The 20,574-nt window shown below is 38.4% G+C and carries 16 protein-coding genes; 12 read left to right on the top strand and 4 right to left on the bottom strand.

Annotated elements, in window-relative coordinates; translation table 11 throughout:
- Window positions 1-46 precede the first annotated feature (46 nt).
- Both J655_RS10530 and fabR read right to left on the bottom strand, forming a co-directional pair.
- Complete coding sequence (locus J655_RS10530) at window positions 47-1,063, bottom strand: AI-2E family transporter (protein ID WP_005067939.1); 1,017 nt, start codon at window positions 1,061-1,063, stop codon at window positions 47-49.
- 166 nt (window positions 1,064-1,229) lie between these two features.
- Entirely contained in the window at window positions 1,230-1,925 is a 696-nt protein-coding gene (gene fabR, locus J655_RS10535; RefSeq protein ID WP_002118668.1) for an HTH-type transcriptional repressor FabR, read from the bottom strand.
- Between the two features lie 140 nt (window positions 1,926-2,065).
- On the opposite strand from fabR, the gene J655_RS10540 reads away from it, so the two are divergent.
- Window positions 2,066-3,136, top strand: a complete 1,071-nt coding sequence (locus J655_RS10540; RefSeq protein WP_017480609.1) for a ferredoxin reductase — start codon at window positions 2,066-2,068, stop codon at window positions 3,134-3,136.
- A 12-nt stretch (window positions 3,137-3,148) separates the two neighbouring features.
- On the top strand, window positions 3,149-4,243 hold the full coding sequence (locus tag J655_RS10545; protein ID WP_002118415.1) for a fatty acid desaturase family protein: 1,095 nt from the start codon (window positions 3,149-3,151) through the stop codon (window positions 4,241-4,243).
- A 50-nt stretch (window positions 4,244-4,293) separates the two neighbouring features.
- On the opposite strand, the gene J655_RS10550 is transcribed toward J655_RS10545, so the two are convergent.
- Window positions 4,294-4,995, bottom strand: coding sequence for an SIMPL domain-containing protein (locus J655_RS10550; RefSeq protein ID WP_005803821.1), 702 nt, complete (start codon window positions 4,993-4,995; stop codon window positions 4,294-4,296).
- Between the two features lie 467 nt (window positions 4,996-5,462).
- Between J655_RS10550 and J655_RS10555 the strand changes: the two genes are divergently transcribed.
- The 3 genes from J655_RS10555 to J655_RS10565 all read left to right on the top strand — a co-directional run bounded on the left by J655_RS10555 (window position 5,463) and on the right by J655_RS10565 (window position 10,088).
- Window positions 5,463-6,836 carry a diaminobutyrate--2-oxoglutarate transaminase gene (locus J655_RS10555; RefSeq protein ID WP_002118718.1) on the top strand — a complete coding sequence of 458 codons (1,374 nt, stop codon included), beginning with the start codon at window positions 5,463-5,465 and terminating at the stop codon, window positions 6,834-6,836.
- A gap of 2 nt (window positions 6,837-6,838) precedes the next feature.
- The gene (locus tag J655_RS10560) at window positions 6,839-8,371 is read left to right on the top strand and encodes a pyridoxal phosphate-dependent decarboxylase family protein (RefSeq protein WP_002118849.1); all 1,533 of its coding nucleotides are present in this window, start codon (window positions 6,839-6,841) and stop codon (window positions 8,369-8,371) included.
- A gap of 286 nt (window positions 8,372-8,657) precedes the next feature.
- Window positions 8,658-10,088: an aldehyde dehydrogenase family protein gene (locus tag J655_RS10565; RefSeq protein WP_017480612.1), complete on the top strand. Its 1,431-nt coding sequence runs from the start codon at window positions 8,658-8,660 to the stop codon at window positions 10,086-10,088.
- A 71-nt stretch (window positions 10,089-10,159) separates the two neighbouring features.
- Here J655_RS10565 and J655_RS10570 read toward each other — a convergent pair whose 3' ends face one another.
- The gene (locus J655_RS10570; protein ID WP_004700117.1) at window positions 10,160-10,645 is read right to left on the bottom strand and encodes an Lrp/AsnC family transcriptional regulator; all 486 of its coding nucleotides are present in this window, start codon (window positions 10,643-10,645) and stop codon (window positions 10,160-10,162) included.
- Window positions 10,646-10,779: 134 nt separating this feature from the next.
- Here J655_RS10570 and J655_RS10575 point away from each other — a divergent pair, with 134 nt between their 5' ends.
- The 7 genes from J655_RS10575 (at window position 10,780) to sohB (ending at window position 20,429) form a co-directional block, all read left to right on the top strand.
- Window positions 10,780-12,501, top strand: a complete 1,722-nt coding sequence (locus J655_RS10575) for an alpha-keto acid decarboxylase family protein (RefSeq protein WP_017480613.1) — start codon at window positions 10,780-10,782, stop codon at window positions 12,499-12,501.
- A gap of 140 nt (window positions 12,502-12,641) precedes the next feature.
- On the top strand, window positions 12,642-14,021 hold the full coding sequence (locus J655_RS10580) for an amino acid permease (protein WP_032052348.1): 1,380 nt from the start codon (window positions 12,642-12,644) through the stop codon (window positions 14,019-14,021).
- A 476-nt stretch (window positions 14,022-14,497) separates the two neighbouring features.
- Window positions 14,498-15,529, top strand: coding sequence for a substrate-binding domain-containing protein (locus tag J655_RS10585; RefSeq protein WP_002118975.1), 1,032 nt, complete (start codon window positions 14,498-14,500; stop codon window positions 15,527-15,529).
- Window positions 15,530-15,628: 99 nt separating this feature from the next.
- A complete protein-coding gene (gene pstC / locus J655_RS10590) occupies window positions 15,629-17,008 on the top strand; it encodes a phosphate ABC transporter permease subunit PstC (protein ID WP_002119004.1) in 1,380 nt (459 codons plus the stop codon).
- Window positions 17,005-18,402: a phosphate ABC transporter permease PstA gene (pstA, locus tag J655_RS10595; protein WP_032004488.1), complete on the top strand. Its 1,398-nt coding sequence runs from the start codon at window positions 17,005-17,007 to the stop codon at window positions 18,400-18,402. Before pstC ends, pstA begins: the two co-directional genes overlap by 4 nt.
- Before the next feature lie 13 nt (window positions 18,403-18,415).
- Window positions 18,416-19,318 (top strand): phosphate ABC transporter ATP-binding protein PstB, encoded by a 903-nt coding sequence (gene pstB / locus J655_RS10600; RefSeq protein ID WP_005067963.1) that lies wholly within the window; start codon window positions 18,416-18,418, stop codon window positions 19,316-19,318.
- Window positions 19,319-19,466: 148 nt separating this feature from the next.
- Entirely contained in the window at window positions 19,467-20,429 is a 963-nt protein-coding gene (gene sohB / locus J655_RS10605; protein WP_032007361.1) for a protease SohB, read from the top strand.
- The last annotated feature ends 145 nt before the right edge of the window (window positions 20,430-20,574 follow it).

Genomic DNA, 20,574 nt, shown 5'->3' on the forward strand with positions numbered 1-20,574 from the left:
TGAAAAAAGCGCCGAGAGGGCGCTTTTTTTATACATCGATTTTGAGTTAGATAAGCCCAGCGTCTTTTAATTCTAGCTTTAAATACGCATAAAAAATTGGAGCTGCGATTAAACCGCCTAAGCCAAAAATTGACTCAAATACTAGCATTGCTAATAAAATCTCCCATGCATTTGCATTGATTTTATGCCCAATAATTTTAGCATTAATAAAATATTCAAGTTTATGAACCAAAACGAGGTAAAGTAATGCTGCTCCTGCTAGCCCTAGGGAAATTGTAAGAGCTGCAATAAACGTTAAAGTGTTTGAAAGTAGATTCCCCAAAATTGGAATGAGACCAAACATAAAGGTCAAAATAGTTAAAGTTTTGGCAAAAGGAAGGTGAACTCCCCAAAGCGGCAACAAAATAAAGGCGAATAAAATAAAGAGCAGGGTGTTAATCGCTGAAATTTTTATTTGGGCAAAAACAACATTTTTAAATGAAATTGATAGTTTTTGAATACGTTGGATAAGCAGTGACTTAAAAACAGGCTGAGGCGTACGGCGATGAAAACCATGTATTGCTACCAAAATACCAATAATTAATCCCATGACCATGGTCACGAAGTTATGCAAAATATCGGAACTGGTGTTTTTTAAGGTGGTGACGTTATCTTTCATAAATGCAAAGATTTCGTCTTTTAGATCTGTCACGCTATCAGGAATATAACCTGGCAGATATTTTGTGATCTCTGCTTGCAAATGAAGGAGGGTTTGATCAACCTTGCTATTAATACTATGTAATCCGACGCCTTTTAGATCGTATACAACAAAACTAATCAGACTCGTTATGAAAAAACCAATAAGTGAGATGGTGACGATACTGAGTAAAATACTAATAAAAATACGGGCTCTTTGGCCATCAATATAACGTTCTACAACCGAACTTAAACTAATAATAATTTCATAAATGAGAAAGCCTGCAAAAAAACTTGCTAATAGATGTAATGGGATAACCGAAAGCAAAAAGATGCCCATTAGAATGTAGCTTGCAATCAGACTTTGACGATTATTCAAATTTTGCATGTGGATCCCTGAGATCGTTGGGAATATAGGAGAAAGAGCAAACGGAATGATTATTTATACTCTGGCAAGCTATTCGCTTCAATCAGTGAATTATATTTTTATTGGAAAATAGAGGAGTTAGATGTAAAAATGGCCTGTTCATCAACAAGCCATTCATTAGATCATTTTAGCGAATTTTTGCTTCATCTAAATGACGTGCACCTTCTAAAATCATCCGAATCATAATCATGGTTTGTTCAGCAACTTCTGCACGTTGATTGATCGGCAAATCAATCACTTTGGCGCCCATGTGAAACACAAGTTGAGTAATTGCTTTAGCAACAAGGTCTGGGTGATACAGGTGATTGTTATTTAAGCGTTCAAGACGAATTAAATCTTCTTGTAGCTCTTGCTGAAAAAAGTTGAGCTGGCGGTCTACGGCAGCCTTATAAGAAGCAGAACCTGTAAAACTTTCACGTAGTAATAAACTTAAATTACCTTCATCGGCATCGAGTTGTTGAAGGAAAATATCGACAGAACTACGAATAATACTTTCTTGTAAAGAAGCACGTAGGCGAGCCTGACGGATAATTTTACGTAAAACGATACCTGCGCGGTCAATTAGAGAAATTGCTAATTCATCAATATCTTTAAAATGTCGATAGAAACTATTTGGCGCAATTCCTGCTTCTCGAGCTACTTCTCGTAAACTCAATGACGCAATACTTTTTTGCGGACCAATGAGGTTTAAAGCGGCCTGAAAAAGTTCTTCTTTAGTAATTGTCGCTTTTCTTCCAACAGAACGCGTAGCTGTTTTAATTTCAATGACATCTTGTTGTTGAGGTGTGTCATTCAGGTTCTGAGAAAGTGAAGATTGGGTCATGCTGTTCAATATATTTGTAAACTCTCAGGATTATAGCCTTAGAAGCTGAACTTGTGAAATTGTAATTAAAAGTACGGGTGTATATACAAATATATATACATGTGTATAATAATTAAAAAAGAGCGACAGAGCCTTCAGTTATGCAAGCAATCGAAAAGAGAAATTCTCTATTCAATTCATTGACACAAGCCATCTTTGATAAAGAAATGGCTAATTTCTGGCTACAAAAAGTTAATCCTTTATGGTCTGTAAAGCACGGACTTGTTCAAATTGTAAAAAAAGAATTTGTCGCTCATGACATGGTGAGCCTGACGCTAAAATGCAACCGCTTAGTGAAAATGGGCGTTGCAGGCCAGCATCATCCTGTGATTGTAGAAATTGCTGGTCGTCGCTATGAACGTACTTATAGTTTGACGCAAATTGATGCTCAGCACTTACGTTTAACCGTAAAAAAAGTTGCTGATGGTATCGTGAGTAACTGGTTTATTTCTGAAAGCAAAATCGGTGATGTTTTTGAGCTTGGTCAACCTTATGGTGACATGCAACAAAACATCAAAACACCGAATTTAATTATGTTGGCTGCGGGTAGTGGTATTACCCCAATGTTGAGCTTGATTACTGCGATTAAACAAAGCCAGCAGTTAGATAAAGTTCAGGTGCAACTTTTATATTGGGTAAAACAACGTTCAGATGCAGCTTTTGTTGAATACTTTGAAAAAGTTGCGCAGCAATATCCGAACTTTAATTATCAGGTTTTCTATACACAAGAAACCCCAAATGATGAACGTTTAAATGCAGAGCATTTAGCTTTAGTTGATGATGTAGAAAACAGCACAATTTATGCGTGTGGACCTTCTGGTTTTGTGGCGACTGTTGAGCAACTTTTTGAAAAAGCTCCAGCCGTTTTAACAGAAGCATTTAGCTTAACAAATGAAAGCTCTGCTGATGATATTGGTTATGTGAATGTCACATTAACCCAGTCTAATAAGGTTATTGCAATTCCTAAAGGCCAGTCAATTCTGGTTAGCCTTGAACATGAAGGTCTTAAACCAACTCATGGTTGCCGTATGGGAATTTGTAATAAATGTGTTTGTAATAAATCCCAAGGTTCAACACGTAATTTACTTAACGGTAGCGAAAACACTGAACCAAGCCAATTACTCAAAATTTGTGTGAACTCAGCAAAATCCGATCTAGTTATTGATCTTTAAGAGAGAACTCTTATGAATATGCCCGTGAAAGTCGAATATTTTAAAAATCCTAAAAATCGAGATTTGACTCCAGCAGAACTTGATGCATTTGCAAAAGAGCTCGATCAGATCAAGCAAGAAGTATTGGATGATTTGGGTGAGAAAGACGCTAAATATATCCGCCGTGTTTATGCTGCAATTCGTTATAGTAGCTTTTTAGGTCGTGCATGTTTGTTTGCAGGTTGGTTCCCACCAGCATGGATTTTAGGAACAGGTCTGTTAGGCTTCTCTAAAATTATGGAAAACATGGAACTCGGTCATAACGTGATGCACGGTCAATATGACTGGATGAACGATCCTAAATTTAATGGTCAAACTTACGAGTGGGATACTGTCGGTACTTCTGATAACTGGCGTCAAACTCATAACTATAAACATCACACCTATACCAATATTAAAGGTATTGATGATGACATTGGTTACGGTTTACTTCGTTTATTCCCAGAGCAACGCTGGAAGCCAGGTTTCTTGCTTCAACCTGTTTATAGCATCCCATTTTGTTTATTGTTCCAATGGGGCGTAGCTATTCAGAATCTTGAAATTGGTCGCGTTCTTTACAAGCGTAAGAGCATGGCAAAATTCTTGGAAGAATTAAAACCTGTGAATAAAAAGATTGGAAAACAACTTTTTAAAGACTATGTTTTCTTCCCTTTAATTGCAGGTCCAGCAGCTTTACCTGTATTCACTGGTAATTTGGTTGCAAATGGTCTTCGTAATATCTGGACGTTTACGATTATTTTCTGTGGTCACTTCACAAAAGATGCAGAAGTATTTCCAAAGTCTGTTTTACAAGAAGAAAGCCGTGGTCACTGGTATATGCGCCAGATTCGTGGTTCTTCTAATTTGAAAGGTTCAGAAGCATTACATATTTTAAGCGGACATTTGAGCCATCAAATTGAGCACCATTTATTCCCAGATATTCCAGCGCGTCGTTATCGCCAAATGGCTCCAAAAGTTGAAGCTGTATGTAAAAAATATGGTCTAAATTATAACAATGCAAGTCTGGCTAAACAGTTTGGACAAGTGGTAGGCCGTATATTTAAATACGCTTTACCTTTTAAAAAATAAGTCAAAAAAAAGCCCTGAACTAATCAGGGCTTTTTTTTTAGAGAAACAAATTATTTAAACTGAATTGAACCGTTTGCATTCACAGTAATTTTAGACTCACCAGCTGCCATGTCTTGAGCTGGTGCAGCTTCGGCCATAGCAAATTTAGCCATGCTGGCACGCATTACAGGTTGAGGGAAATAATTATTTGTGTTCAGGTTTAGAGTGACCAAAGTATATTGGTTTTTATTCCAAGCTTGGGTCAACATTTGAGCACGTTGTTGGAAGTTTTTAGATGCTTCTACCATTAACTCATTTTCAACTTTTTTACGTTGTTCATCAGAAACCGTAAAATTAATCGATTGAGTTTGGAAGTTTTGCTGTAATTCGTTTACTAACTGGCTAGCAGCTTTAAAGTCTTTACTTTCAAGACGGATTTCAGCGCGGCCACGCCATTCTTTTAACTTATTGCTATCGTTATCGTAAATTGGATAAGTGCTTTGAGCACCAGTTTCCACTTTTACTTGTGGATATTTACGAGAAACATTAAGTGCCTGATTCATCAGCTGATTAATTTGGTTTGAAAGCTCGGCTGGTTGTTTGTTACTTTTTTCAATATATAAAGTTGCATGCATTTCATCATTAGAAACTTGGCGAGAAGCTTCCGCTTGTACATTTACAATATTGTAGTTCAAAGCATTGTCATCCTGAGCAAAAACTAAAGGGCTAAGGAGAGAACCTAAAAGAAGGGTGGATACGGCTAAAGTACGCATAAATTTTTCCTTTAAAAATTAATATAAATTTAATTTTTTTCATTAGGAAATGTTAAACATAACTTATGCATAACTTTTGCAGATTTTGTGGCGTATTTGTAATAGTCAGATCAGGTTTTTTTAAATTTTGGTAAATATAAAGTCTTTAAAAATTAAAATCTTAAAATTAAAGTGTTTCAATGTAACTTAAAAAATCAAAGTAATATAAAAAAAGAATATTTTCTTTAGGTTGTCACATAGTATGATGATAATTCATCATAACTATTGGGATGATACATTTTTTCAATAAGATTAGATGAGTAAAGTACATAAAAGACGTTTTTTTTCTTGTAAAATTAGGTATCATCGCGCTCCTAGTTACAAGATATAAAATAAGTGTCTTTACTAGTTCTATAAAGCACCGAGTCAAAGGACCAATCGTCACCAGACTTATTTCTTTCTCCCCCTATCAGAGATGGTAATCCGATATGAGCGTTACTTCCGTTAACCCTGCCACTAATGCTACTAACGAATATTATTTGACTCGCCAAAGTCAAATGGAATCAAATGTTCGTAGCTATCCACGTAAATTACCGTTAGCGATAGCGAAAGCACAAGGATGCTGGGTTACTGATGTTGAAGGTACACAGTACCTTGATTGTTTAGCTGGGGCAGGTACATTGGCTTTAGGTCATAATCATCCTGCGGTGATTCAAAGTATTCAAGATACATTGGCAAGTGGTTTGCCATTGCATACTTTAGACTTAACCACACCTTTAAAAGATGCATTCACTGAAGCATTGTTAGCATATTTACCTGGTGGTAAAGAAGAATATTGCTTGCAGTTCTGTGGTCCTGCTGGTGCAGACGCAACTGAAGCAGCAATCAAACTTGCTAAGACTTACACTGGCCGTAGTTCAGTGATCAGTTTCTCTGGCGGTTATCATGGTATGACCCATGGTGCACTTGCTATGACTGGTAACTTAAGTGCAAAAAATGCAGTTAACGGTTTAATGCCAGGCGTACAATTCATGCCATATCCGCATGAATACCGCTGCCCACTTGGTTTAGGTGGTGAAGCTGGTGTTGACGCTTTAACTTACTACTTTGAAAACTTTATTGAAGATGTAGAAAGCGGTGTAACAAAACCGGCTGCTGTTATTCTTGAAGCGATTCAAGGTGAAGGCGGTGTAGTTACAGCTCCAGTAAAATGGTTGCAAAAAATCCGTGAAGTGACTGAAAAGCACAACATCGTTTTAATTTTAGACGAAGTTCAAGCTGGCTTTGCACGTTCAGGCAAAATGTTTGCATTTGAACATGCAGGTATTGAACCTGATGTTGTTGTAATGTCTAAAGCAGTAGGTGGTGGTTTACCACTTGCAGTATTAGGTATTAAACGTAAATTTGATGCTTGGCAGCCTGCTGGTCACACGGGTACTTTCCGTGGTAACCAACTTGCTATGGGTACTGGTCTTGTCGTATTAAAAACGATTAGCGAACAAAATCTTGCTCAAAATGCGCAAGAGCGTGGTGACTTCTTACAAGCTGAATTTAAAAAATTAGCTCAAGAATTCCCATGTATCGGTAACGTACGCGGTCGTGGTTTAATGATCGGTGTTGAGATCGTTGACGAGCGTAAACCAGCTGATCGTATTGGTTCGCATCCTGCTGATTCACAATTAGCTGCTGCGATTCAAACTGCTTGTTTCAACAATAAATTATTGCTTGAAAAAGGTGGACGTAACGGTACGGTAATTCGTTTACTTTGTCCGCTAATCATCACTCAAGACGAGTGTGTTGAAGTAGTTGCTCGCTTTAAGAAAGCAATTGCAGAAGCATTGGTTGCAGTACGAGGCGCATAAGTATGGTGGATTTTGCAGAACATCGTAAAGCGTTACTCTGCAATGATGCACAATCCATTGCTGACTATGAGTCAGCAATGGGCGAAGCGGTAAAAGCCGTTTCAGCATGGTTGCAAAATGAAAAGATGTACACTGGTGGTAGCATTAAAGAATTGCGTTCAGCAATTTCTTTCCAACCTTCAAAAGAAGGTATGGGTGTACAAGAATCTCTTCAACGTATGATTGAGCTTTTCTTGAATAAAAGCTTGAAAGTACATCATCCACATTCATTAGCACATTTACACTGCCCAACCATGGTGATGAGCCAGATCGCGGAAGTGTTAATTAATGCAACTAACCAGTCTATGGACTCATGGGATCAAAGCCCAGCGGGTTCATTAATGGAAGTTCAGCTCATTGATTGGTTGCGTCAAAAAGTGGGTTATGGTTCTGGTCAGGCAGGTGTTTTCACCTCTGGCGGTACTCAATCTAACTTGATGGGTGTGTTACTTGCTCGTGACTGGTGCATCTCGAAAAACTGGAAAGACGAAAATGGTAATCCATGGTCTGTACAGCGTGATGGTATTCCTGCCGATGCAATGAAAAACGTCAAAGTCATTTGTTCTGAAAATGCACATTTCTCTGTGCAAAAGAACATGGCAATGATGGGCATGGGCTTCCAGTCAGTTGTAACTGTTCCTGTGAATGAAAATGCACAGATGGATGTAGATGCTCTCGAAAAAACGATGGCGCATCTTCAGTCTGAAGGTAAAGTTGTTGCTTGTGTCGTTGCGACAGCAGGTACAACCGATGCTGGTGCAATTGACCCATTGAAGAAAATCCGTGAAATTACCAATAAATATGGTTCATGGATGCATATCGATGCGGCATGGGGCGGTGCATTAATTCTGTCAAATGACTATCGTGCAATGCTTGATGGTATTGAGTTGTCTGACTCGATTACCCTCGACTTCCATAAGCATTATTTCCAAAGCATTAGCTGTGGCGCGTTCTTGTTGAAAGATGAAGCGAACTATCGTTTCATGCACTACGAAGCTGAATACTTGAACTCTGCTTATGATGAAGAGCACGGTGTACCAAACCTTGTGTCTAAGTCATTACAAACGACTCGTCGTTTTGATGCATTGAAATTGTGGATGACAATCGAATCACTAGGTGAAGACCTTTATGGTTCAATGATTGACCATGGTGTAAAACTTACTCGTGAAGTTGCAGATTACATCAAGGCAACTGATGGTTTAGAACTTTTAGTTGAACCACAGTTTGCTTCGGTATTATTCCGCGTTGTTCCACAAGGCTATCCAGTTGAGTTTATCGATAGCTTGAACCAAAACGTAGCGGACGAATTGTTTGCACGTGGTGAAGCAAATATCGGTGTAACAAAAGTTGGTAATGTACAGTCATTGAAAATGACAACATTAAGCCCTGTTGTGACATTTGAAAACGTTAAAAACCTTTTAGGTCAAGTATTGGCTGAAGCTGACCGCATTAAAGATGCAATTGCTTCTGGTAACTATGTACCACCAATTGACTAATTGAGTTGATAACAAAAAAAGCTCGGTTTATTACCGAGCTTTTTTATTGCAGATTGTTTTTATTTGGATTGTGTATGAAGAAAAGAATACATGCACAAATCATGCATATTTTCACAAAACAAAAATAATTATGCATGATTTATGGGGAGCAAATTTCTTATTGTATTGGTATGTTCCCGATATTTTGGGTCGCATTGATATATCAATATCGTACTCACTTTAAATAATCCCGCTTTAACTGAAAAAAGTAAGTGGCTGTAATTACAATTAAGACAAGGAAGAAGAAATGCAACAAGCGAATATGTTCAATGAATTTAAACTCATTATTGGCGGTCAACTTTGTTCAGGTGAACAAGGTGAACTAGAAATTCTTAACCCTGCTACTGGCTTAACTGCTGCACGTTGTGCAAAAGCATCGGTTGCGCAAGTCAATCAGGCAGTGAGTGCTGCTAAACAAGCATCTAAAGCTTGGCAACAAGTCTCGCACGAAGAGCGTAAGTCAATCTTGAACAAGATTGCAGATGGCATTGAAAAGCATGCTGAAATGCTCGCGGAGCTGGTTGTGCTTGAACAAGGTAAGCCATTGGCGCTTGCACAAATGGAAGTGCAGGGTGCAATTGGCTGGACGCGTTATGCGGCTGCAATGGATTTACCTGTAGAAGTAATTGAAGACAGTGAAACTAAGCGTATCGAGCGCCATCGCCAACCATTAGGTGTAGTGGCTTCAATTACGCCATGGAACTGGCCACTGATGATTGCAGTTTGGCACATCATGCCTGCATTGCGTGCGGGTAACGTTGTGATCAGCAAACCTTCTGAATACACACCACTCTCAACTTTACGTTTATGTGAAATCATTCAGCAAGAAGTCCCTGCTGGTGTTATTTCAATTGTGGTTGGTGCTGGTGAGATTGGTGAAGCATTATCTTCTCATCCTGATGTACAAAAAGTTGTATTTACGGGTTCAACTCGAACAGGCCAACACATTATGGCTGGTGCAGCTCAGCAGCTAAAACACTTAACTTTAGAACTTGGTGGTAATGACGCTGGTATTGTATTACCAGATGCAAATATTGATGAAATTGCAGCTAAGATTTTTAATATGGCATTCTTAAACGCTGGTCAAACATGTGCTGCGTTAAAGCGCTTATACGTGCATGAAAGCCAATATGAAGCTTTATCTCAAAAACTAGCTGATATTGCCAACGCCCAAGTTGTGGGTGATGGAATGGCATCTTCTACAACATTTGGCCCAGTACAAAACCAAATGCAATATAACAAAGTGAAAGCACTTATTGCTGATGCTATTTCTCAAGGTGCAAAAGCGCTGTCTGGGCAACAACAATTACCGGAGCAGGGCTATTTTATTGCACCAACTATTTTGACTGAAGTTTCTGATTCTTGCCGCGTGGTCCAAGAAGAGCAGTTTGGTCCAGTGTTGCCTGTTTTAAAATATACCGATATTAACGATGCTATTGCTCGTGCCAATGACAGTGAGTTTGGTTTAGGTGGCTCAATTTGGTCTTCTGATATTAAAGCCGCTCAGACTTATGCTAGTCAGCTTCAATGCGGAACTGTTTGGATTAATACCCATGCGGAGGTTCTGCCTCATGCACCTTTTGGTGGCTGGAAAATGTCTGGCCTAGGTGCTGAATTTGGTCTGGAAGGCTTGCTTGAAAATACGATTGGGCAAACGGTTCATATCAGTAAAGTCTAAATATTAATTTTAAGGCGGATCTAGTATCCGCCTTTTTATTTTCACTTTTAAGAGTGAAAAGCTGAGTTATTTTATTGAGAGTGATGATAGCTCATGCTTTTAGGTTTGATTAAAAAATGATTCTGTTCTTTAATTTTTTTAAGAACGATGTAAGACTTTATGTGCCCAATAAAATTATAAGAAAGTAATCTTTCAGTCACAAATTGAGAAAGCTGTTCTAAGTTTTCTGCAACAACTTTTAAAATAAAATCTGCATCACCACTAATTGAAAATGCGTCCTGAATGTTGTCTTCAGCTTCAATGAGTTCTTGAAAAGCCTGCTGTGATTTTGCCTCGTGTGTTCTTAGATTAATATGTATCATCGCTGTAACTTCCAGTCCTAGCGCCTGCTGCTGGATGCGCGCAGTGTAGCCTAGAATTATCCCTTTTTGCTCAAGTAGCTGCCTTCTTCTTGAACATTGCGAAGCAGATAAGCCAATTAAATCGCCTATTTCCTGATTAGTGAGCCGTCCATTCTTTTGTAGTGCCTGAATGATTTGCCAGTCGAACTTATCCATTGCATAAAATCCTTTTATGATACACAAATCATGTATTTTTATTAAAATGCGTTTTCATTATGCACGAAATCTAAAAGATAGATGAAATATTATTTTTCTATGGAATAAAAATTGGTCTCAAAGGATATAGAGCAATGTTCATAGAAATCGGTGACTTTTTAAATCTTCGTTTAAAACAAATGGGTATCCAACATCTCTTTGGTGTACCTGGTGATTTTAACCTCTCATATCTAGAACAAGTTGAAGCAGACCCACAACTCGAATTTATTGGAAATTGTAATGAATTAAATGCTGCCTATGCAGCAGATGGCTATGCACGAATTAACGGTTTTTCTGCCTTGGCAACTACTTATGGTGTAGGTGACTTAAGTGCGATTAATGGCATCGCAGGTGCCTATGCAGAAAATGTACCTCTTATTCATATCTCAGGTATTCCGCCTTTACATGCGGTTCAAAAGGGCACACTAATACACCACACGCTTGTCGATGGTAACTACGACAATATTATGAACTGTATGAAAGAGTTCACAGTTGCCCAAACACGTTTAACTCCAGCAAATGCAGCTTTTGAAATTGACCGTGTATTACGCCAGTGTTTCCTTGAACGCCGTCCTGTACACATTCAACTACCAGGCGATATTACTCACGTTAAAATTGAAGTATCTGAGCGTCCGCTTGACTTAAGCTACCCAGCTATTGAACCTGAATTATTGCAGAGTGTGGTAAGCAAACTTTGTGACATTATTGCAAATGCTCAAAGCCCAGCACTTCTTATTGATAATGAAGCTTCAGTTTTTGGTGTAACTTCACTTTTAAATGATTTGTCTCAAAAATGCTCAATTCCATTTGCAGGGATGAATACTGCAAAAAATATTATGGATGAAGGCTCACCTCGTTACATTGGAACTTATGTGGGTGGGGCAAGCCAACCGCATGTGAAAAATATCATTGAACAATCTGACTGTTTAATTGGTGTTGGTGCACGTTTTACCGATGTAGGCTCAGCTGTATTTACTCATCAAATTGAGACCAAAAACTACATCGAAATTAAATCTTATGGCCTAAATATTTTTGGTCAGGATTTTCCGGGTATTGAAATTGGACAATTACTTGTCGAGCTAAATAAAAAAGTTGCGCCACGTAAATCAACAACACCTCTTCTTGAAAAACAACCTCAGAAAGTAATTGAAGCTCCAGCTCAACAAAAGCTAAGCCAAGATGTGCTTTGGAATTACATTTCAGGGTTCTTAAAAGAAGATGATGTGATTATTGGTGAGGTAGGAACATCAAACTCTGCTTTGTCAGGTATCAAACTTCCTGCTACAGCTAAATATATTGCTCAGCCGCTTTGGGGTTCTATTGGTTATACCTTGCCAGCTTTACTTGGTAGCTTGCTGGCAGCTCCTGAACGCCGTCAAATTTTATTTATTGGCGATGGTTCTTTCCAGCTTACGGTACAAGAGCTTTCTACAATTATCCGTCATGGTTTAAAACCAATCATTTTCTTGCTGAACAATGGCGGCTATACCATTGAGCGCTTAATTATGGGTGAAAACGCGGCCTATAACGACGTGCAAAACTGGAAATACACTGAAATTCCTGCGGTATTTAACGGTAAAAAAGGCCATACAACTTATGTGGTTGAAACCGCTGGCCAGCTCAAGAGCGTTTTAGAAAATGTTCAGCAAAATGATCAGTTAACTTTCATTGAATTAAAACTACCAGCAATGGATGCGCCGGTAAGTTTGAAAAAATTTGCTTCTGTGATTGCTCGTTTTGACTACGGTGATCGCGGTTACGAAATTTTAAAGGAGCGTTCCCAACCGATTAAATGTAAGGATGCAATCTCTTTTTAAATAGAAGACAGGACAAGTCTTCTCAAAAATTAAATGGACTCATATTAAAGCTACTTATTTCCGAAGGCCGGGTTCTGGCCTTCGGATATGGTGCTGAATAAAGGTGTACAGGAAGTGACACCAACATTGGAGATAATGTTATGGATGCAAACAATAAGCACGAGTTAAAACAAGGCTTATCCAATCGGCATATTCAACTCATCGCACTCGGAGGGGCGATTGGTACAGGATTATTCTTAGGTCTTTCACAAACAATTAAATTGGCTGGTCCTTCAATTTTATTAGGATATGCAATTGCAGGAATTATTGCCTTTTTAATTATGCGCCATTTAGGTGAAATGGTTGTTGAAGAGCCGGTCAGTGGTTCTTTTAGTTATTTTGCGAACAAATATTGGGGCAAAATGGCGGGTTTTATGTCTGGCTGGGACTATTGGGGATTATATGTACTCGTCAGCATGGCTGAATTGAGTGCGATTGGGACGTTTATACAGTTTTGGTGGCCTGAAATTCCGACATGGCTGACTGCTTTATTTTTCTTTATTTTAATTAACGGCATTAACTTGGTAAATGTCCGCTTTTTTGGGGAATCCGAGTTCTTATTTTCCTGCATTAAAATTGTTGCCATTTTAAGTATGATTGGTTTCGGTGCTTATCTTTTACTTTCAGGCTCAGCAGGTCCGCAAGCGGGTGTTGCAAATTTATGGCAACACGGTGGTTTCTTCCCGCACGGGATTCACGGTTTTGTCATGGCTTTAGCTGTCATTATGTTTGCATTTGGTGGCTTGGAATTAATTGGTATTGCTGCAGCTGAAACGAAGAAACCTGAAACGACTATTCCTAAAGCAGTAAATCAGATTGTGTACCGTATTTTAATTTTTTATATCGGTGCAATCGGTATTCTTTTATGTCTTTATCCATGGAACATGGTGGCAGAAGGCGGCAGTCCATTTGTCATGATTTTCCAGTCACTCAATAGTAACGGTGTTGCGAACGTTCTGAACTTTGTGGTCTTGATTGCTGCTATTTCAGTTTATAACAGCTGTATCTATTGTAATAGTCGTATGTTGCATGGTTTGGCAGAGCAGGGTAATGCTCCTGCAATTTTGAAAAAAGTAAACAGTCGCGGTATTCCGGTTCCAGCAGCAGTTGTTTCTGCATCTATCACAGCAATATGTGTGGTCGTGAATTATCTGATTCCTGGTCAAGCTTTTCAGCTCTTCATGATGCTTGTGGTGGCTGCACTTGTTATTAACTGGCTCATGATTTCAGTGACTCATTTGAAGTTTACTAAAGCAATGAAATTGCAAAGACGCCAAACTAAATTCCAAAGTATTATGAGTCCTTGGAGTAATTATTTAACCATTAGCTTTGTATGCTTTATTCTTATTATTATGGCGATGACTCCAGATATGAGATTGGCAGTTATTTTAGGGCCAATCTGGCTTGCTGTTTTAGCTGTGATGTACTTCTTAAAATATCGTAAAAAAATGGTTGTTTTGCCAGAAGTACAATCGAATTGATCCTTTAAATTGACAATGATATTGCGGTTATCAGCCTTAAGGTTGGTAACCCTTTATCTCTTGTCATATTATTTTCATGTTACAAAGAAATTATTTTTTCTAGAAATTTTTAATAATAATTTTAATGACAGAAAATATTTAAATAATAAAATTAATAAATCACTAAATTACCGTTTTTTAATATATTTATAATACCTTTTGTTTTTATATTTTATAAAAAATAAAAATTTAATATTTTTAGTTAATGTCATAATATAGATTGATAGAGAAGGTAAAATAATCTCTATATTTAAAATAACTAATTGATAGTACATAAAAAATATTAATGTGACAGTTAACAATATCGAAATCATTAAAGCGTCATCATACTGTAACTTAATTGTCATATTTTCTATTCACAATGCAGCTATCGAAGAGCGTACAAGCACTCAACAAAAAGTGACGTACAACCTATTGCATTAATGAGAGAGAACAGAATGCGCTTAAATCCACGTCAAATCGCAATTGCGTTAGCAGTAACTGGGGCAGCTGTAACAACGACTGCAAATGCAGCTCGTGATACGATTCAAATTGCTGGTTCTTCAACTGTATTACCATTTGCCAGCGTTGTAGCTGAAGAGTTTGGTAATACTTTCCCTCAATTTAAAACTCCTGTAGTTGGTTCTGGCGGTTCTTCTGCTGGTTTGAAACAATTCTGTCAAGGTGTTGGCGATAACACGATCGACGTTGCTAACGCTTCTCGTAAAATTAAAAGCACTGAAATCGAAGCTTGTAACAAAGCTGGTGTAAAACAAATTCAAGAAATCAAAATCGGTTATGACGGTATTGTATTCGCGTCTAACTCACACAAAGCAGCTTATAAATTAAAACCTTACCATGTGTTTGCTGCTTTAGCTGCACAGTTACCATCAAAAGGTAAATTGGTTCCAAACCCATATACAAACTGGAATCAAATTGATAAAACACTTCCAAATGAACCGATTACTCTTGTAATCCCTGCATCTAACCACGGTACTCGTGAAGTTTTCCAAGAGAAAATGGTTGAAGCTGGTTGTGAAGCATATGAATACTTCAAGAGCTTAGATAAAGATGCTCAGAAGAAAGCATGTTCTACTTTCCGTAAAGATGGCCGTGTAATTGAAATCGCTGGCGACTATACAGAAACATTAGCGCGCTTAAAAACTTCTCCAAGTGCTGTAGGCGTGTTTGGTTTAAGTTTCTATGACATGAACCGTGACAAGTTACGTGTAGCAACAGTAAACAACGTTGTTCCATCTGAGAAGACAGTATTGAATGGTACATACCCTGTATCTCGCCCATTGTACTTCTACGTGAAAGGCGAACACTTAAAATCAGTTAAAGGCTTACCGCAATATGTAGAATATTTCGTAAGCAAGAAAGCAACTGGTAAAGGTTCTAAAGCTGAGCGTGATGGTTTAATCGCGATGTCTGATGCTGAACGTGCAAAAGTTTTGGCTGACTTTAAAGCAGGTAAAACTGTTAAATAAGTTAGTTTGAATGAAGGCTGGTGATCTTAAGAGTTCATCAGCCTTTTTGTCTAACTTGTTTTTCCAAATTATGACAATTGAGAAAACAGTGGAGAGTACATGAATCTGCTACTTATCGGTGTGTTGTTAGCCCTCGTGGCAATTGCATATCAACTTGGGCTGAGAAAGAGCCGTAACATAGCAGGTAAGGGAAGCAACTCGGCGACGTTACATTCTCGTCCTGGTTATTATGGCGCACTGGTTGGTCTTTGGTGCGGTATCCCTGCTTTTTTAATTTTGATCATTTGGAACTTGGTTGAACCAAGTATTTTAAATCATATTATTTTTAATAATATTCCGGCGTCTGTAAGTGCTTCTCTTGATGAAGCGGGTAGAAGTGTATTGGTTGATCGTGTTCAATCAATTGCTTCAGGTTTTGGGGTGAGCGATAAACCGGCAGCCTACGAATTAGCTGCTGCTCAACAGTTTGCAAAATTTCAAACCATTGGCTCTTTTGCCAAATTTGCTGTTGTAATTTGTGCTGCTTTATTGGGGTTGGTTTGGGCAAAGAAAAAAATCAGCCAACAATATCGTGCTCGTAACCAAGTTGAACGTGCCATTAATGTTGGTTTGATTTTATGTTCTGGTGTTGCGATTTTAACAACCATCGGTATCGTTATGTCGATGTTTGGTGAAGCAATGCACTTCTTCCGTTTTGTCAGTCCAATGGACTTTTTCTTTGGTACAGAATGGAATCCGGGCTTTAGTACTTCTGGTAATGCTGAAGGCAGTTATGGTTTATTGCCATTGCTATGGGGTACGCTCATGGTCAGTGGTATCGCTCTACTCGTTGCTGTACCAGTTGGATTAATGATCGCAATTTATTTAGCTGAATATGCTTCACCATGGTTCCGCTCATGGGCAAAACCAACAATTGAAGTCTTAGCTGGTATTCCAACAATTGTTTATGGTGTATTTGCCATGATGATTATTGGGCCATTCTTTAAAGCAGCGGGTGCATATGTTGGTTTAGAGATTAATGCGACGAGTGCTTTAACTGCTGGCTTTGTAATGGGAATTATGATTATCCCGTTTGTGTCATCTTTGTCAGATGACATTATTACTCAAGTCCCGCGTGCACTACGTGACGGTTCTTTAGGACTTGGTGCGACTAAGTCTGAAACAATTCGTCAAGTCGTATTACCGGCAGCTTTACCGGGTATTACAGGCGCTTTCTTATTGGCAGTCTCTCGCGCTGTTGGGGAAACCATGATTGTGGTTTTAGCAGCAGGGAACAGTCCACTTTTACACGCAAATCCATTTGAAGCTGTTTCGACAGTGACAGTAACTATTGTAAAACAGTTGACTGGAGATACAGACTTCTCAAGTCCACAAGCATTGGTTGCATTCGCGCTAGGTTTAACACTATTTGTTATTACCTTGGGATTAAATATTGTAGCACTGTACATTGTGCGTAAATACCGTGAGCAATACGAATGAGTACATCAAATACATCGTCTCCTATGGATCAGAACGTATTTGATCCGAAAACTGCTGCCGAAACACGTGAACGACGTAAACAGGTTATTGAAAAATCCTTAGCTAAACGTCATCGTAAAGAAAAAGCTTTCCGTTTTGCGGGTTTCTCGGCAGTCATTATTGGTCTTGCATTCGTTGCTCTCTTGTTCGGTAGTATTTTGGCAAAAGGTTTACCTGCTTTTTGGCAAACCAGTATGAATGTTCCAATTTACTTTGACCCTAAAGTGATTGATGCAGGACCAGTACCTGTACGTACTCAAGGTGAAACACCTGCACATTACCAAGAACGTTATGTTGATTGGCAAACTAAAATGGGTATGGTCGATTGGGATGGCATCATTGTAAATGGAATGATTGCTAAAGATCCTGCACTTGCATCGCAACGTGACTACCTAAGCAGCTTATATGCAAGCTCGGAAGCTTATCGCCTCCGTGATATGGTTTTTGCAGATCCATCACTCATTGGTAAAAAAGAAAATATTACCTTCTTGGGTGATGCGAACGTCGATGTTTGGTTAAAAGGTAATATTGATCGTTCATTACCAGATGATCAGCAACAACTCGATCCAGAAGTGCGTAAGCTTGCAGATGACTTAAAAGCAAAAGGCGTTCTTGAAAGTACATTTAACTTGAACTTATTTAAGAACCCTGACTCACGTAGTTCTCCAGCAATTAGTGGTCTTGCAGGTGCATTCATGGGTTCATTATTCATGATGCTCATCGTGATCATCATTGCGATCCCAATTGGTGTTGCCAGCGCAATCTATCTCGAAGAGTTTGCTCCAAAAAATGTTCTTACCGACATTATTGAAGTTAACATCAATAACCTTGCTGCTGTTCCTTCAATTGTATTTGGTCTACTCGGTGCTGCAATTTTCATTGGCTGGATGCATTTGCCTTTATCAGCTCCGTTGGTGGGTGGTTTGGTTTTAAGCTTAATGACACTACCAACAGTCATCATTACCACACGCGCTTCATTAAAAGCAGTGCCACCTTCTATTCGACAAGCGGCACTTGGTTTGGGAGCTTCTAAGTTCCAAACGATTTTCCATCATGTTTTACCGTTGGCATTACCGGGCATTATGACAGGTGCAATTATTGGTGTTGCACATGCGCTTGGTGAAACCGCACCTTTACTTTTAATCGGGATGAGTGCATTCGTTGCAAGTATTCCATCAACTCCATTTGATCAAGCAACTGCTTTACCTGTACAGGTTTATTTATGGCAGGGGAATGAGTTGCGTAACTTCTTCGAAGGCCGTACTGCTGCTGCGATTATCGTACTACTTGCATTAATGATTGGTTTAAACAGTCTTGCAATTTGGTTACGTAAAAAGTTCGAAGTGCGTTGGTAATAGAGGATAAATCATGAATACTATTGATATTACGAATTCCTTAGAAAAGGATAAGTTAGTGAATACTGAACAATCTCAATTTACAGATAAATCGCTGAATCATGGCACTTCGTATGTTTCGCATTTTGAACCACATACTTCAAAAAAACAGAACTCAAACGAAATTAAAATTAGTGCACAAGATGCCCATGTTTATTATGGTGATTTTGAAGCTATCAAGGGTATTGACCTAGATATTTATCAAAATGAAGTGATCGCATTTATTGGTCCTTCAGGTTGTGGTAAATCAACGTTTCTTCGTACGTTAAACCGTATGAACGATACGATTGATGGTTGCCGCGTAACAGGTAAAATTACCCTCGATAACCACAATATTTATGACCCAAATCTAGACGTTGTATTATTGCGTGCTCAGGTTGGTATGGTGTTCCAAAAGCCAAACCCATTCCCTAAATCTATTTTTGACAACGTGGCTTATGGTCCTAAACTTCACGGATTAGCACGTGATAAATATGACCTAGAAGAAATTGTTGAAAATAGCTTACGTAAAGCTGGTTTGTGGGATGAGGTTAAGGACCGTTTGAACCAGCCAGGTACAGGTTTATCAGGTGGTCAGCAACAACGTTTATGTATTGCACGTACCATTGCTGTTAGTCCTGAAGTAATTTTAATGGATGAGCCGTGTTCTGCACTCGATCCAATTGCAACAGCAAAAGTAGAAGAACTCATTTCTGAATTGTCGAATCAATACACAATTGTGATTGTGACTCACTCAATGCAACAAGCGGCACGTGTTTCTGATCGTACTGCTTATTTCCATTTAGGTGATTTAATTGAAGTCAACTCAACTGAAAAAGTCTTTACTCAACCTGACCATCAGTTAACGGAAGCGTATATTACTGGTCGCTTCGGTTGATTAATAAACAATAAAAGAAAAAGAGCCATGTGCTCTTTTTTTTATTTTATAAATGAAAATGACTCTATTTTGCAAAATCGCTATTGAATTTTAATCAAAAGGACCACATCTTAAGGCTATAAAGATAAACTTATGAGCTTAGAATTTTATGTTATTCCATTTGCCTAAACTCCCTGCGGAAATACGTGTCAGCCATTTAAATGCACGTGTCAATGAACAGAGAAAAAAAATTGCGCAAACTACAGCAAGCCGTTTAGAACTTTTACAATTAGCTCAACAACTTGCTAAAGAAGCTAAAATTCGCCGTAAAAATAATCAGAAGATTTTTGTTTTAGATTTCAAAGGTGATATTCAAGCTTCGGCAGTTGAAAACTTGCGTGAAGAAATTACCCTGATTTTAGCAACTGCTAAAGCAGGACGTGATCGTATCGTAGTTCGTCTTGAAAGCCCAGGTGGTATGGTGCATGGTTATGGTCTAGCAGCAGCTCAGTTGGTGCGTTTACGCGATGCAGGTTTTCATTTAACAATTTGTGTTGATAAAGTCGCTGCAAGTGGTGGCTATATGATGGCATGTATTGCAAATGAAATTATTGCAGCGCCGTTTGCTATTGTGGGTTCAATTGGTGTGGTTGCTCAAGTTCCAAACTTTAATCGCCTTTTAAAAGAACACAATGTGGATTTTGAGCTTTACACAGCAGGGCAGTATAAGCGTACTGTAACTATGTTTGGTGAAAATACGCCTGAAGGTAAAGCGAAGTTCGAAGAAGAGTTGCAACAAACTCATGTCTTATTTAAGCACTTTGTAGAAAAATATCGCCCACAGCTTAATGTTGATAAGGTAGCGACAGGTGAGCATTGGTATGGTGAAGATGCTCTAGATTTGAACCTTGTTGATAAATTACAAACATCTGATGAGTACTTATTAGCTTTATTGCCGCAACATGATGTGTATGTCATTAATACACGTAAGAAAGCGACTTTAGGTGAAAAGCTGGGTTTACAAGCAGCGCAAATGGCCGATAGTTTGATTCCTACTGTAATCGGCAAAGTCATGGAAAGCCTAGCAAAAGCGAACACGATGCTTGTACAGGTACGTGATCCAAAACTATAAGTTTATCTAATTCAAATGTTATAAAAGACCAGCTTAAATGCTGGTTTTTTTATAAAGTTAATATTCAAAATTGTCTTATTAAATACGCTTAGATTTTTAATGGAAAGTAAAAAATAAATATTGATAAATATAATTTTTGAATTGT

This window comes from Acinetobacter sp. 1294243 (assembly GCF_000588015.1).
GTDB classification, from domain to species: Bacteria; Pseudomonadota; Gammaproteobacteria; order Pseudomonadales; family Moraxellaceae; genus Acinetobacter; species Acinetobacter pittii.

Coding starts and splice junctions, on each gene's coding strand:
- J655_RS10530 (WP_005067939.1), bottom strand. CDS start 1,063: ATGCAAAATTTGAATAATCGTCAAAGTCTGATTGCAAGCTACATTCTA.
- fabR (WP_002118668.1), bottom strand. CDS start 1,925: ATGACCCAATCTTCACTTTCTCAGAACCTGAATGACACACCTCAACAA.
- J655_RS10540 (WP_017480609.1), top strand. CDS start 2,066: ATGCAAGCAATCGAAAAGAGAAATTCTCTATTCAATTCATTGACACAA.
- J655_RS10545 (WP_002118415.1), top strand. CDS start 3,149: ATGAATATGCCCGTGAAAGTCGAATATTTTAAAAATCCTAAAAATCGA.
- J655_RS10550 (WP_005803821.1), bottom strand. CDS start 4,995: ATGCGTACTTTAGCCGTATCCACCCTTCTTTTAGGTTCTCTCCTTAGC.
- J655_RS10555 (WP_002118718.1), top strand. CDS start 5,463: ATGAGCGTTACTTCCGTTAACCCTGCCACTAATGCTACTAACGAATAT.
- J655_RS10560 (WP_002118849.1), top strand. CDS start 6,839: ATGGTGGATTTTGCAGAACATCGTAAAGCGTTACTCTGCAATGATGCA.
- J655_RS10565 (WP_017480612.1), top strand. CDS start 8,658: ATGCAACAAGCGAATATGTTCAATGAATTTAAACTCATTATTGGCGGT.
- J655_RS10570 (WP_004700117.1), bottom strand. CDS start 10,645: ATGGATAAGTTCGACTGGCAAATCATTCAGGCACTACAAAAGAATGGA.
- J655_RS10575 (WP_017480613.1), top strand. CDS start 10,780: ATGTTCATAGAAATCGGTGACTTTTTAAATCTTCGTTTAAAACAAATG.
- J655_RS10580 (WP_032052348.1), top strand. CDS start 12,642: ATGGATGCAAACAATAAGCACGAGTTAAAACAAGGCTTATCCAATCGG.
- J655_RS10585 (WP_002118975.1), top strand. CDS start 14,498: ATGCGCTTAAATCCACGTCAAATCGCAATTGCGTTAGCAGTAACTGGG.
- pstC (WP_002119004.1), top strand. CDS start 15,629: ATGAATCTGCTACTTATCGGTGTGTTGTTAGCCCTCGTGGCAATTGCA.
- pstA (WP_032004488.1), top strand. CDS start 17,005: ATGAGTACATCAAATACATCGTCTCCTATGGATCAGAACGTATTTGAT.
- pstB (WP_005067963.1), top strand. CDS start 18,416: ATGAATACTATTGATATTACGAATTCCTTAGAAAAGGATAAGTTAGTG.
- sohB (WP_032007361.1), top strand. CDS start 19,467: ATGTTATTCCATTTGCCTAAACTCCCTGCGGAAATACGTGTCAGCCAT.